General features: G+C 41.3%; 9 protein-coding genes. 7 read left to right on the top strand and 2 right to left on the bottom strand.

Going from position 1 to position 14048, the window contains the following annotated elements:
• Positions 1-17 precede the first annotated feature (17 nt).
• The 6 genes from OD355_RS09685 to OD355_RS09660 all read left to right on the top strand — a co-directional run bounded on the left by OD355_RS09685 (position 18) and on the right by OD355_RS09660 (position 8363).
• A complete protein-coding gene (locus OD355_RS09685) occupies positions 18-1598 on the top strand; it encodes a RagB/SusD family nutrient uptake outer membrane protein (RefSeq protein WP_263038270.1) in 1581 nt (526 codons plus the stop codon).
• 11 nt (positions 1599-1609) lie between these two features.
• A complete protein-coding gene (locus OD355_RS09680; protein ID WP_263038269.1) occupies positions 1610-2647 on the top strand; it encodes an IPT/TIG domain-containing protein in 1038 nt (345 codons plus the stop codon).
• Between the two features lie 12 nt (positions 2648-2659).
• A complete protein-coding gene (locus tag OD355_RS09675) occupies positions 2660-3742 on the top strand; it encodes a glycoside hydrolase family 5 protein (protein ID WP_263038268.1) in 1083 nt (360 codons plus the stop codon).
• 153 nt (positions 3743-3895) lie between these two features.
• Positions 3896-4993 carry a glycoside hydrolase family 5 protein gene (locus tag OD355_RS09670; RefSeq protein ID WP_263038267.1) on the top strand — a complete coding sequence of 366 codons (1098 nt, stop codon included), beginning with the start codon at positions 3896-3898 and terminating at the stop codon, positions 4991-4993.
• A gap of 115 nt (positions 4994-5108) precedes the next feature.
• Positions 5109-7649: a hypothetical protein gene (locus OD355_RS09665; RefSeq protein WP_263038266.1), complete on the top strand. Its 2541-nt coding sequence runs from the start codon at positions 5109-5111 to the stop codon at positions 7647-7649.
• Positions 7650-7658: 9 nt separating this feature from the next.
• Positions 7659-8363, top strand: coding sequence for an SGNH/GDSL hydrolase family protein (locus OD355_RS09660; protein ID WP_263038265.1), 705 nt, complete (start codon positions 7659-7661; stop codon positions 8361-8363).
• 275 nt (positions 8364-8638) lie between these two features.
• Here the strand turns inward: OD355_RS09660 and OD355_RS09655 are convergent, their stop codons facing one another.
• Both OD355_RS09655 and OD355_RS09650 read right to left on the bottom strand, forming a co-directional pair.
• Positions 8639-9721, bottom strand: a complete 1083-nt coding sequence (locus tag OD355_RS09655; RefSeq protein ID WP_263038264.1) for an SGNH/GDSL hydrolase family protein — start codon at positions 9719-9721, stop codon at positions 8639-8641.
• A 205-nt stretch (positions 9722-9926) separates the two neighbouring features.
• Positions 9927-10631: a FadR/GntR family transcriptional regulator gene (locus OD355_RS09650; RefSeq protein WP_263038263.1), complete on the bottom strand. Its 705-nt coding sequence runs from the start codon at positions 10629-10631 to the stop codon at positions 9927-9929.
• Positions 10632-10741: 110 nt separating this feature from the next.
• Here OD355_RS09650 and OD355_RS09645 point away from each other — a divergent pair, with 110 nt between their 5' ends.
• Positions 10742-14035, top strand: a complete 3294-nt coding sequence (locus OD355_RS09645; RefSeq protein WP_263038262.1) for a SusC/RagA family TonB-linked outer membrane protein — start codon at positions 10742-10744, stop codon at positions 14033-14035.
• Positions 14036-14048: the final 13 nt, after the last annotated feature.

Below are 14048 nucleotides of genomic sequence, written 5' to 3'. Positions count from 1 at the left end.
CCTCAAAATCCATACAAATGAAAAAGCAAATATTTTATTTAATTGTACTCTCGTTCCTGTTTGCAGGCTGTAAAAAGGATTTCCTGGAACGGCCTTCAAAAAACAATCCAACACTTGAGACATATTATACCAATGCCGAGCAGGTAAATGGAGCAACCGGCATTTTGTACAATGTAATCTGGTATGACTATATCGACAAAGCATTTTTTGCTATTGGTGAAGTATTGAGCGGCAATATGTGGGCCGCCGGCAGTGATTTTAATTCTTTTAAAAACTTTACTGTTTCCGGAACGGATCAGGCTGTTGCAAATTCATGGACTGCTTTCTACAAGGCCGCTGGAACAGCTACAGTATTGATGAATACCTTTGAGGATAAAAAAAAGACCGTAAGCGGCGATGTTTCTTATCTTGACCAGGGAATCGCAGAGTCTCGGTTTATCCGGGCTGTAGCGTACTTTTATCTGACTCGTACTTTTGGCGCTGTCCCTATTGTTACCGACCCTGTAAAGCTTTCCGAAACCGGAAACTTCAATTTGCCCCGCTACAAACAGCAAGATGTTCTCAAATTTATTATTGAAGATTTGAAGTTTGCTGAAGAACATTTATCATCTACAGCGTCACAGCCGGGCAGAGTTACAAGTTATTCTGCAACTGGCATGATGGCTAAAGTTTATCTATATATGAAGGATTACGAAAATGCTAAAAAGAAAGCATGGGAGATAATGGAGTCGAAAAAATACAGCCTCTATCCTGATTATTACAAAATGTTTAGCAGTACTACGGCCAACAATAACCAGGAATCTCTCTTTGCATTGCAATGGCTTGCAGCAGGCGGATATTCAATCGGCAATGCTATGCAGGTCTATATAGCGCCCATTACATTAATGAATCCGATTGCAGGCGGTGGAGGGTATTCCTTGTTTATTCCTTCTATAGATTTAATCCAGTCCTATGAGCCTGGTGATAAGAGAAGGGAATGGTCAATTATGGAGCATGGCTTTAAGAGAACTGACTGGACCAGTGATAAATTTCCAAATGGATATTTTATATACGACACTACTTATGTGTCCAGTGCAGATCAATTAACTAAGATTAAAACACCAACCCGCTCAAATCCGCTCAAATATGTAGTTGGAACCGATCCGGGAGGAGGCATAAATGCGGCATTTACCAGCATGAATACCTATATCTTAAGGTATGCTGATATACTGCTTATTTATGCTGAAGCCGTTCTCGGAAACAGCGCTTCCACTAGTGACGCAACAGCATTAGGCGCATTTAATGCTGTAAGGCGGCGTGCAGGTTTCCTTCCTTCTGAAGATAAGACCTCAATAACAATTGACGATATCCTGCATGAACGCCGGGTGGAGTTTGCTTTCGAGGGCGATTACTGGTTCGATATTCAACGAATGGGTTTCGATAAAGCAAAAGTTATTATTGGTGCCCAGGAAAGAGGCGTCTACAGTTCAGCAGGTACGCATAAGATAGATCATTTTGGAGTGACTTTATCTTCTCCTTCACAGCTTTTCCTGCCAATTCCGACTTCAGAAGTATTGACTAACCCAGAATTAGGAAAAGACCCCGTTCCTTACTATTAAACTATTGAATTATGAAAAAGCTATTCACAAAAACCACAAAATATTCATTCGCTGTTTTCATGGCTGCATTGCTGTGGGCAAGCTGTAAAAAAGATGATGCTGGTGTTGCAAACCCTCTTATTGTATCGGGCCCGGATTCGGTTAAAGCCGGTGGTGTGGTAATTCTCGAAGGAAAAGATCTCGCAGAAATACGTTCTATCATAGTCGAACTCGGTAATACGCCCGTGAGTTTTAATCCTGTACTCAATAACCGAAATGCTGTAATTTTTCGGGTGCCTGATACCGCTTGGGGTGGTCCTACTAATCTTATTCTTACTAACAGTAAGGGTAAGGAAATTAAGTATCCCCTAGTAGTTATTACTCCGCCAATTATTGAATCTATATCTTCTACAGATTACATTGGTGGTATGGAAATTATAATTAAAGGCAATAACCTGCAGTTTGTGACAGAAGTTGCTTTGATCAATATGGCAGGTGAACCCACGGGTGAAACTGCAGAGATTATTTCCAAAGACAAAAAGAAAATAGTAATTAAAATGCCGGCATCTGTTTCGCCAAAGGTTAAATTAAAAATTACCAATACCTCAAGCACCAATATTACTAAACAAGCCTTTGTGAATATTGATCTGACACGTCCGGTGTTTCTTGATAATTATGCAACACGGATGGAAAACTGGTCATGGGGTCAGACGGCGTCTGCTATTTCGACTACAGAGAAATTCTTTGGGAATGCCTCATTGAAGCTTGACTTTACTGGACAGCCCCCAGGCGGAGGTTTCAGGATATGGAACCGCGACTTTATTGCCTTTGAAGATTACCAGGAAGTTGCATTCTGGATAAAAGGTGCTGATAAGCCGTTAAAATTTATTTTCTCGCTTGACCAGAAAGAGTGGCAGAATGTTGATGTTCCTGCGGATGTATGGTCTTATCATTCTTTCCCGATTTCCATCTGGCGCAATGCCGGCATGTCACAAACCAACTCAATTGTACTGCGATGGGTATCTGCAGGAACTATCGTTTACATTGATAACCTTGTTTTAATTAAATAAAAGCTATTAATCATGATACATAAATTATCAGTTTTATTACTACTTACATGCCTTAACATCACGTTTTCCTGCCGCAAGGTTGCTGTAGAACTTAAAGCGAATCCACCCCAAGAGCATGAAGGAATAGAGCGGCAGCCGCAGCCCTTTGGTACTAACCTATCTGGGGCTGAATTCGGCTCCAATGTTCCGGGACAGCACCAGCAGGATTACAGCTATCCGCTCGTAACGGATCTGGATTATTTTAAATCCAAAGGTATGCGCCTGATCAGGCTTCCTTTCAAGTGGGAACGGGTGCAGCCGCAATTAAACGGCCCACTGGATCCGGTGGAATTAAAACGCATTACTGATTTTATTGATGCTGCATCACAGCGAGATATGTTAATTATTCCTGACGTACATAACTTTGCAAGAAGAATTGTAAATGGGAAACCTGAAATAATAGGCACTACCGCTGTTCCCACAGCTGCATTTGTGGATTTCTGGGCCAAATTAACAGAAATATTAAAAGAAAAGGATAATATTTGGGCCTATGGAATTATGAATGAGCCTTATGCGATGCCATCCGGCAATGCCTGGTTCAATATTATACAGGAAGTGATTACCAAGATTCGGACTATTGACACCAAAACCACTATTCTCGTTGCTGGCGACAGTTATAGCTCTGCCCAGCGCTGGCCCAATGTAAGTGATAACCTGAAAAATCTGGTTGATCCCTCAAACAACCTGATCTATGAAGCACATGTGTATTTCGATAATACTTCAGGCGGCGTTTATGATGAAAGCTATGATGATGAAAAAGCAACTCCTCAGACAGGCGTTGAACGCATAAAACCTTTTGTAGAATGGCTTAAAACCAATAAAAAACGCGGATTTATCGGCGAATATGGTATTCCGGATGATGATTCACGCTGGCTGGTTGTGCTGGATAATATGCTGCAGCATATGAAAGATAACTGCATCAACGGCACCTATTGGTCTGCCGGACCTCGCTGGGGGACGTACCGGCTGGCTATCCAGCCGCGCAACGGTCAGGATCGCCCGCAAATGCAGGTGTTGAAAAATTATCTTGAAACTGATCCGGAAAAGTGTAGATAGAAAGGTATAAATTATATAAAATACGTCATTGCCTATTAGGGATTCTCGGACAATGACGTTTTTTGAACTTAAGCTGGCTAAATTATATTGATAATCTGCCGCTTCTACTTGTTAATAACCATTCAGCATATTTTGCTGGCCAAAATTTACCAAATGACAAAGATTTTTTTAAAATTATTATTCTCCACTTTTTTACTTGTAAGCTTTACAGCTCTTTATGCCCAGCCGGGACTTCGCAGTAATGAAACCAAAAAAGAATGGTGGTTTATAGAAAAAATAGCACCTTTCGTTAAGCAGTATCCTAATGTCAAAAAGCTAAGCCAGATAAAGGTGCAAGGCAATTGCTTTGTGGATGAAAGCGGGAAAACCATAGTTTTTAAAGGCTTGTCCATTTCAGATCCGGATAAAATTGTAAAAGACGGACACTGGAGCAAAAAACATTTCGAAGTAATTAAAAGCTGGGGCGCAAATGTTATCCGTATTCCTGTACATCCTGTTTCCCTACATCAACGCGGTATCGAGGAATATATTAAATTATTGGATCAGGCTGTAGCATGGTGCAGCGATCTAGGTATTTATGTGATTATTGACTGGCACTCTATCGGTAACCTGCAGATGGAAATCCTTTCGCAAGACATGCATAATACTACTAAGAAAGAAACTTTTAATTTCTGGCGCACAATCGCTGAACATTATAAAGGTGTTCCGACAGTAGCGTTTTACGAACTCTTTAATGAACCTACAACTTTTGGCAGTCGTTATGGCACCTGCAGCTGGGATGAATGGAAAATCTTGATGGAACAGATTATCGATGTAATCTATGCACATAACGACAAAGCCATCCCTTTGGTAGCCGGGTTCAACTGGGCATACGACCTGACACCCGTAAAGTTTAAACCTATTGAAAGGCCTAATGTCGCTTACGTTACGCATCCTTATCCCGGAAAACGGAAATATCCCTGGATAAACGATTGGGAAAAAGATTTTGGTTTCGTTGCAGATAATTACCCGGTGTTCGCGACAGAAATCGGCTTTATGACCCATAACGACGAAGATAAAAATTTAAACGATGATGGAAAGTACGGCCCAGCAATCATGAACTATTTCAATAAAAAGGGAATATCCTGGGTGGTATGGGTTTTCGATCCGGTATGGGTTCCGCAAATGATTGAAAGCTGGAACTACGAGCCGACAGATCAAGGAAAGTTTTTCAGGGACGTGATGCAGGAAAAATTCAAGTACGAAAAATAAATAAGCATTAAGAATATTGAAGAATACCTAAATCTTGAGTGAAAATTGTTCTCCATACTATAATTATAGTTTTTAAAATAAAGTCATCTCAATTGCTTTAATTAATTTATAACACATGAATCTTCTGTTAAAAGGACTAACCGTTTTATTTTTTGCAAGCATCATCTACAGCTGTGCAGGTACAAAATCTGCACTTTACCAGCTTCCTGAAACGAATCTGAAAGGCAAATCTTTCGAGAATATTACATTGGAAGTTTCCCTGAAGCCTTTTAAAAAGAATGATAAAGCTTATATCGAAAAAACCGCGGCCGAGATGTTTATGCAGTGGCATTCACTGCTGCGCCATGCGGATACGATTTCAGTGATGCTCTGGACAGCCGATGGTTCGGAAATATTGGATTACAGCGGAAAGCTCAGCCAGCCGCTGGAATGGGCCAAATATATCGGTAACCCGAACACAGAACATGAGATAGGTTCTGGGCCGAAAGAACTTTCACTACACGAACGGGCTTATCTTTATATAGAAAACCCACCCAATTTTACTTATAAAGACCTGAAGTTTATTATTCAGGCATTGAAAGAAGCCGGCGAGGCTATTACCGGAAAACCTATAAGAATTGGGGCAACATTTGATCCAGGCCCGGAATTTGCCAAATCAGAATTTAAATACAAAAAGCATCCTGAAATCCTGGAAGGCAGCGCCATGGGACATAAAAGCTTTGTGTTCAGCTATGCAACCCTTCATGCTGATAAACAACCCTATGCAGGCTTTCCAAAAGGGATTCCGGAAGGCACGCCGTTTGGTACTTTTTTTGGCCGCCAGAGTCAGCATTTTCTAAAAGATTTAGGTTTTGATTATATCTGGTTCAGCAATGGCTTTGGCTTTGGAATGGAGCCTTGGGCTTCAACCGGTGTTATTTTTACAGGTAAGGGCTTTAATACAGGAAAACTTGCAGAAACTAAAGAGAAGATTATAAACTTTTGGAAGCTTTTCAGAGAAGAATGCCCCGATTTCAGAATAGAAACCCGTGGTACAAACTTATCTACAGGGATTGACCTCGCAAAAGACGGGGTAGATTTAAGGGCAATATATAATGGAGGCTTTAATATCCTGCCTCCTCCAAATTCTCCGTGGGCAGCACTCGACGGCGATTTCGGCCTGGAAATGATTGGCTATATGTCGCGGATGGCGGAACTGCCTGACAATCGGTACATTTTCAGGTATTATACGCATGACCCCTGGTGGTTAAACAGCCCCTGGTTAGACCGCTACGGCCGTGAACCGCACGATATTTATCTTCCCATGTCAGTATCAAGGATAGATCAAAATGGAAAAATTACGCTGCCTACTCATTTAAACTTCCTTACTATTGATGATTCTTTCGGTAATATGCCCACGCAGGTTCCTGATGAAGTTATTCCACATATTCTGAAGGCTCGTTATGACAGTCCAACTGCACCAGGCCCGCTGGTTTGGGTTTATCCTTTTAAGGAATACCATGACTGGGCAGCACAGCAAAAGCGGCTGGATGAAATTTATTACGGCGACTGGTTCATCCGTCAGGCCATCAATAACGGCTTCCCGTTAAATACCGTGGTATCCACACAGTCTTTGCAGTCGGCTTTGAAACTGAATAAAAACCTGTTTGACCAGTCTATCCTGGTTTCCATCGTTCCCGATGCCGGTTCAGATTATGAAAAGGCCTTGATGGATTATGTAAGCTCCGGCGGTAAACTTATTATTTACGGTCCGGCAGATTATGCGGGCCCGGCCTTTTTAAAATTGTTAAACCTGAAAAATGACGCACCGCTTGAAGGTGAGTTTCAGATTTCAGAAAGCTGTCAATTGGATAATCTAAAGAAAAAATATCCTTCTTTAATTAATCATCAGGCACTTTTCTCTGGTGGAGGTTTGCGGACAAAAATTGCTGACCTTGCCGACCAGTACACTGAAGTGCTTGTTAAAATGGAACAGTCCGGACAAAGCCGGGATGCGGTCTATGTAAGAGCGCTTCCGGAATGGAATGGCGGTAAAATAGTATATGTACGTGGCACAAACTCCAGTCATTTTGACGGTGGCCGGCTGCTACAGCCTGATAATCCCAAAAAATATTTTACCGGGCCAATGTATATGCGTTATGTGCTTCAGGAGTTCGGTTTGGAATATGCTGTTGTAAAAGAGGAGCCGGAGGTTAAAAATCCGGTTTTAGGAATTGCAAGAAGCAATAATGCCTTTATTTTTTCAGGCTATGTACCAAATACTACGGTAAAACATAGTTTTAAATTCCCCCAGGGAGCTCCCATATTCACAGGATACGACGCCAGCTTGGAAAACCAAAAAGCTGTTTATTCTTTTCCAACTGCATGGCATCTGGAGGCACGCGTTTTTGTGGAGCAGGAAGGTGGTATTGTCGGCTGTAAGGAGATGCACTCCGGCGAATTGGGTATTTCCCGGCGGCTTCATATCTCGGGACTGAAAAACGCGGTGGTAAGAATATTCCCTGATGATAATATAACAGCGGATTTAATTCACTTTTACCTGAATGCCAGCTATCCCTGGAAAGAAGGAAAGCTGCAGTTTAAAAAGGGCGAGCCTGAGTTTGGAAATAATTATATAGTCGAAAATGTAACAGGAGATTTAGTAGTCTCCTGGTAAACGAAGAAAATGAAAAAAGCATTATTCATAGCGTTCGCTGCCTTGCTTTATTTAAGCGTTAAGGCACAGCCAGCCAAAACCTCAGGTTATTTGGCAGAGATTAAAGAAGAATTAAAGGCTGTTTTTCCTAAAAACCGGACGATAAATTTGGTTTTTCACGGCCATTCCGTTCCAACCGGTTATTGGTCAAAATCAAAAGTACATACCCTGGAATCGTACCCTCATCTGTTGCTTAAAAAACTGAAGGCCGAATATCCTTATGCGGTTATCAACATTATTACAACTTCTATTGGAGGGGAATGGGCTGAAAAGGGTCAGAAACGTTTTGCAAAAGATGTACTGCCTCATAAACCCGATGTGATTTTTATTGATTACGCCTTAAATGATGTGGGCATCGGATTGGAGCGGTCCGAAGCTGCCTGGAGTAAAATGATAGAAGAAGCGCTTGCAAATCAGATTAAGGTAATCCTTGTTACTACTTCGCCCGACCAGCGGCAGGATATAACAGACCCTGAAAATGTTCTTACAAAACATGCCGAGCAGATACGATGGCTGGCTGCAAAATATCATGTTGGCCTGGCTGATCCTTTTGCTGAGTTCCAAAAAGTAATGCAGAAAAAAGGTTCAGTGAAAAAATACATGTCGCATGTAAATCATCCTAATAAAAAAGGCCATGATATTATTGCTTCTCAATTATTCACATGGTTTAGATAGTACCTAAGGATGGGATTCCTTTCTTACGCTTCAATACTTGCTGCGGTTTTTGCAAAGAAACGTCTAAAAAGTCATCATTATCATTTATAATCCGGCCTTCTCATCAAGGAGAAGGCCGGGATGAGCAAGTGCTTCGCTCCTACCTCGCTCGCCAAGACCAGAGTTCGGGGCAACAACAATTGTTTTACGTGTAAGCATTCCACCATATAGCGAAGCTTTGGGCGGCGGGAATGAAGCTGTGGAAAACCTCGACTGGCACTATTACAAAAGCCTTCTTACCGTACTGCCCGCTTCTCCAGGATATTTTTTATGACAGGATAAAGTGCATCTGCCATGCGCATATAACCCAGGTCGGTTAAGTGTATGCCATCAACGGTAGCTTCGCCGTCAGCGCCGATCAGGTTTTTACCAGAGAGGTAGTATACATTTTTGTCACCGCTGTTTTTTACTTTTAAGTATTCTTCGTAAAGCGCTTTATTTTTTATGGTAAGAACTTCGTGAGTAGCTTTATCAAAAACGGCATGAGGAAACATGATGGTCTCCACAAATAAAAGCGGCGTGGTTTTATTTTTACTGCGGATGATGTTTACAAACCTTCCGGTTCTTTCCTTAATCTGTGATGCATGTACGTTGGGTATAAAATCAAGTATAAAAAGGCCTGCATCGTGTTTGTTAGCCATTACCTCTGCAATCTCATAATCAAGCTTTCCATTACCGCTAAAACCCAGGTTGATAAATTCACGGTTAAGTTTCCTCATCAATATATTTGTAAACGACATCCCCGGCCGGTTAGCGCAGCCTCCCTGGGTAATGCTTGTACCGTAAACTACAACGGCCTTTTTTGACTGCGGCAATTCCAACGCCGGCTGCGCGATCACAGCAGCTGAATCTATACCGATCTCTAATTTCGTAACGCCATCGTAAAGTGGTAGAAACAAAAGATATTCCCTTTCTTTCATGGCCATGTGGGAGATGATCGGTTTTTCATTGCTCTTACCGGTGGGGCGTGCTGAATTTACAAACTGCCAGCGGCCGGACTCCCAGGCATACAGGTCGAGGCCTTTGATTCCCACATCCGTCATATGATCCATATGATTGTTTTGCAGCAGCTCCCACTTGGCGCTTACCGAAGTAGTATTACTGCGAAAACGCACTGCCAGGCCGGAAGTATTTTTCCCCAATGCCCAGACCGGCGCACGCGCATTCCCATTTAAAGCTGCAGGCAATCGTTCATAGCGCGTTTCCGTCTCCTGTGATACTTTTCCCAGCAGCGGGAACTGCGCAGCATCGTAATATTTTGTCTGTGCTGAAAGACAGATTGATGCAAACAGGAAGAGAGGTAGTAGAATTTGCTTCATTGAATTTTCTTTATAAATAATCACACGATTTTATACGCAGTAATCTTATCGCTCTATTGTATGTGTGTATATTTATTTGTTTTCATTTCCCACATGGAATAACCATCTTTTAGATTTTATACTCATCCCGTTGTTGCAGATGCTCAATCTTAATGGTTATTGCATGACTTTTGAAATATTTGTCACCAGGATTTTGAACGATCCATTATCCTAAAATGCGCTGAAAATGCGTATCGAGGTGCTTTCGCATTGCATTGCGCAAATCATCACCATTTCCGTTTTCAATAATGTTGACAATATCTGCATGTGAAACAAAATTTTCCGGCCGTACCGGCTTTTTCATTAACCCGCTTCTGTGTACATAATCAAATATGGGCAACAATAATTTTTGAAACTTCATCATAGATTGGTTACGTGTAATACTGTATAGCTTCCCGTGAAACTTAATCTCGTGATCTGTTTTAAAAATAATATTATTAGTAATGACTGGTTCTTCACCGATAATTTCCTTCAGCTCCTGGATATCTTTTTTGGTTTTTCTTACCATAATGAGGTCTGCCATACCTATTTCCAGAGAAAGGCGCATCTCAAAATAATCCATCAGCGTGTTATTGTCCAGTACATTTGGATTAAGGCTATTGCCCAATACAACAGAAATGTCGGGGCTTGTCAATATAGTTCCCCGTCTTCTTTTACTTTCCAGGAGACCTTGTGTTCGCAGCCTGCTCAAAGCTTCCCTTACCACAGTGCGGCTCACACCCAAAATATCAACGAGTTCCATTTCTTTAGGTATAGACTGCCCTATTTTAATGTCGTTTTTATTAAGATAATTGATCAGTCTTTTTTCTACCTGGTCTACCAGGAACTCATGATTTTGTTTCATAGTAAATTCACAATGCAAGTTAAACATAAAAGATTAGTTTTTAAAAATAAAAAAAATTATAAAAATTTTTTGTTAATAAGAATATGTATGATATATTTGGTATGTCATACATATTTATCAAAATAAAAAAATTAATTATGAAACAATTCTTCAAGCTCAAACTATTGCTGTTATTGGCAATGCTTTGTTTGGGATATTTTACGGATGCGCAAATCCAGAGAGTTGTGGGTACTGTTACAGGAGAGGGGCAGAAACCTTTGGAAGGTGCGGCGGTGCAGATAGTTGGTAAACCAACTACCGGTACACTTACCGATGATTTTGGCAAGTACGCTATCAATGCTGAAAAGGGAGATGTATTAAATGTGTCTTTTACAGGTTACGAATCGCAACGGGTAACTGTAGGAGACAATACCACAATTAATATTTCTCTTGTATTAAGCGATAATGCAATGGATGAAATAGTTGTGGTTGGCTATGGTACAATGAGAAGATCTCAAATCACCGGTTCAGTTTCAAAATTAGATGAAAGAGTTTTGGAAACAGGCGTTCGTGCCAATCCGGCCTCAGCTTTAGCCGGAACGATACCCGGCTTACGGGTTCAGCAAACATCCGGCCGGCCGGGCGCCATGCCTTCGGTTGTGCTCAGAGGGGGCACAAATTACGATGGGAGCGGTTCGCCTCTCGTAGTAGTAGACGGTATTATCAGAGGAAGCATGAGCGACATCAATCAAAACGATATTGAAAGTATTGAAGTTCTAAAAGATGCTTCTGCAACTGCCATTTACGGAGCGCGCGCTAATAATGGGGTGATTTTAATCACTACGAAACAAGGTAGAACAGGCCGTTCTGAAATAGAGATAAAATATCAGAGAGGCATCAATACTATAAACAACCCCTATGATTTTCTCAATGCAGAAGATTATATCTATTGGTCAAGAAAAGCTATTCAGGTTTCGGGTATTTACGAGCCAGGCAGATTGTCGCAGCTAACAGCAGCAAGCCCTTTCGGTACAGGAAATTTGTTTTACAACCCAACTAACAATACATATTATGATGGCAATCAAACCGCCTCAGCTGTTTGGAGTACAATGAAACTCGACCAGTATAATCGCAAAAAACTTGCCGATGGATGGAAAACAATGATAGATCCTGTATATGGGGACACACTCATTTATAATTTTTTTGATTATAAGAAAGCCGCCCTTAGAGATCATGCCAATACAAATGACGTAAATGTTTCCGCTATGGGTGGCAATGATAAAGGAAAGTATTATGCAGGCGTAGGCTATTATCACGAACTGGGCTTGCCGATAAATACTTATTATAAAAGACTATCTTTTGTACTTAATGGCGAATACAAAATAAAGCCATGGCTAACAACCAATTCGAATTTGAATTTTGTAACCGCTAACTGGAGAGACCCGGTAACAAACACTGAGGGAAGATACATGGCAAGGTCATTAGGAGCTCCTCCGACTATGCGCGGCCTAAATGAAAAAGGCGAGCTGCTTGTAGGAAGAGACTATCAGGATGGCAATCCGCAGGTAACAGATTCAGCTTTTATCCGAAGGAATAATACCGATAAATTTACAATGGTGCAGGGCATAAGAGTTGATTTTTTGAAAGAGCTTTATTTGAAAGCCAATGCTACTTATTATTATGACTTAGGATATTATGAATCGTTTGACAGAGATTATTTAAGAAGCCCCGGCAGCTATTACAGGAGCAGGAGGTCGTCGGCAAGCACAGATAAAGCAGTAAGCCAGTTGTACAACGCCTATCTGAATTACACATCCACTTTGGGGTCTAAACACAATGTAAATGCTATGGCAGGAACCGAATACTACAATATTTATTCCCAAGGCTTCTCTGCTGCAGGCGAAGGAGCGCCAACGGACGACTTCATGGATTTAGTATTGACAATAAAAGATGCGGCGCCGTTCAGAGACATAGACTCTTATCATTCAAGAGAAAGAATATTGTCGTTCTTCGGGCGCTTAAACTATGATTATGATAACAGGTATTTAATGACTTTTACCTTAAGAAGAGACGGATATTCCAAATTGCTCAATAACCGCTGGGGCACCTTCCCGGGCATTTCATTAGGCTGGAACGTACATCGTGAGAAATTTTTTGAAAATCTCGCAGGTACTATCAATCAATTGAAGCTAAAAGGTAGCTATGGACAAAATGGTAACGTTTCAGGTATCGGTCGGTATAGTCTTCAGGGTTCTTATGGCACCAATAAATACAATTCTAACATTGGATATCTGCTTACCGGATTGCCTTTTCCAAATCTGCTTTGGGAAAGATCATCAACATTTGAGTTCGGCTTTGATGCTACCTTTATTCGTAAAATAGATTTGTCAACAGTTTATTATAACCGAATTACTACTGATAAAATTTCTTCCCTTACTCTCCCTGCTACCTCCGGCTTTACAAGTCTTACCACCAATAATGGAAGCCTGCAAAACCAAGGGGTGGAATTTAATATAAACTACCGTGCTTTACAAAATCAGGACTGGAGAGTTACCGTTAACCTGAATGGCGCGTACAATTACAATAAAATTCTTAAACTTCCTTACAACGGGTTGCCCAATAACAGGCAAGGCGGCTTTCAGGTTTATGATCCGTCATCTGGAAAAATAATATGGGTAGGAGGTTTTCAGGAAGGGCAAAATCCAAGTGTAGCTTACGCCTTTGTTGCAGAAAATCTTTACAGAACCCAGGCAGACTTAGATAAACATGCTAAACGTGTAGACCTGGAAGGGTACAGAAAGCTGGTTTCTCCTGCCATTTACAATACATTGACTCAGGCTGAAAAGGACAAAACCTATTTTCCAATCGCTTTAGGAGATATAATGTGGAAAGATTTGGACAACAACGATACGATTGACTTTAGAGACCGGCAGTATATTGGAAGTACAATCCCGCGCTGGACAGGTGGCTTTTCTGTGTTCGCGTCTTACAAAGCATTTTCTTTATCTGCACGCATGGACTATGCACTGGGCTTCTGGGCATATGACGGTCCGCGGGCTTGGTTTATGGGCAATATGCAGGGCTCCTTCAATACCATTTCTGAAGTGTTCGACACCTATACTCCTGAAAATGTCAATGCAAAATATCCTACCTATTATTGGGCAGATCAGTTGTATAAAAGAAATGTTGACAGGCCGAGCAGCATGTTTTACAGCAGAGGAGACTATCTTTCATTCAGAGAAATTAGCTTAATGTACAGTTTACCCTTAAAATATGCTGAAAGAATTAAAAGCCAGGGTGTGCAGATAAGCCTTACCGGCCAGAATCTGGGATACTTAAGCAAATCAACGCTATTTTCTCCTGAGTCGGGAAGCATCGGCACTGGAGGTGCAGGAGAAGCGGGCTATCCCTTACCCAGAATATTTGTTTTATCCTTCCAATTCAAATTTTAATACTTAAAATAAA

The sequence above is a fragment of the Haoranjiania flava genome (genome assembly GCF_025631005.1).
Classification (GTDB): domain Bacteria; phylum Bacteroidota; class Bacteroidia; order Chitinophagales; family Chitinophagaceae; genus Haoranjiania; species Haoranjiania flava.
Note: the sequence above shows the minus strand (reverse complement) of the source record. Positions and strands in the feature narration are given on the sequence as shown.

What these genes read in the sequence shown, in the direction of transcription:
- OD355_RS09650 (WP_263038263.1), bottom strand. Translation starts at nt 10,631, where the DNA reads ATGTTTAACTTGCATTGTGAATTTACTATGAAACAAAATCATGAGTTC.
- OD355_RS09680 (WP_263038269.1), top strand. Translation starts at nt 1,610, where the DNA reads ATGAAAAAGCTATTCACAAAAACCACAAAATATTCATTCGCTGTTTTC.
- OD355_RS09645 (WP_263038262.1), top strand. Translation starts at nt 10,742, where the DNA reads ATGAAACAATTCTTCAAGCTCAAACTATTGCTGTTATTGGCAATGCTT.
- OD355_RS09655 (WP_263038264.1), bottom strand. Translation starts at nt 9,721, where the DNA reads ATGAAGCAAATTCTACTACCTCTCTTCCTGTTTGCATCAATCTGTCTT.
- OD355_RS09685 (WP_263038270.1), top strand. Translation starts at nt 18, where the DNA reads ATGAAAAAGCAAATATTTTATTTAATTGTACTCTCGTTCCTGTTTGCA.
- OD355_RS09660 (WP_263038265.1), top strand. Translation starts at nt 7,659, where the DNA reads ATGAAAAAAGCATTATTCATAGCGTTCGCTGCCTTGCTTTATTTAAGC.
- OD355_RS09675 (WP_263038268.1), top strand. Translation starts at nt 2,660, where the DNA reads ATGATACATAAATTATCAGTTTTATTACTACTTACATGCCTTAACATC.
- OD355_RS09670 (WP_263038267.1), top strand. Translation starts at nt 3,896, where the DNA reads ATGACAAAGATTTTTTTAAAATTATTATTCTCCACTTTTTTACTTGTA.
- OD355_RS09665 (WP_263038266.1), top strand. Translation starts at nt 5,109, where the DNA reads ATGAATCTTCTGTTAAAAGGACTAACCGTTTTATTTTTTGCAAGCATC.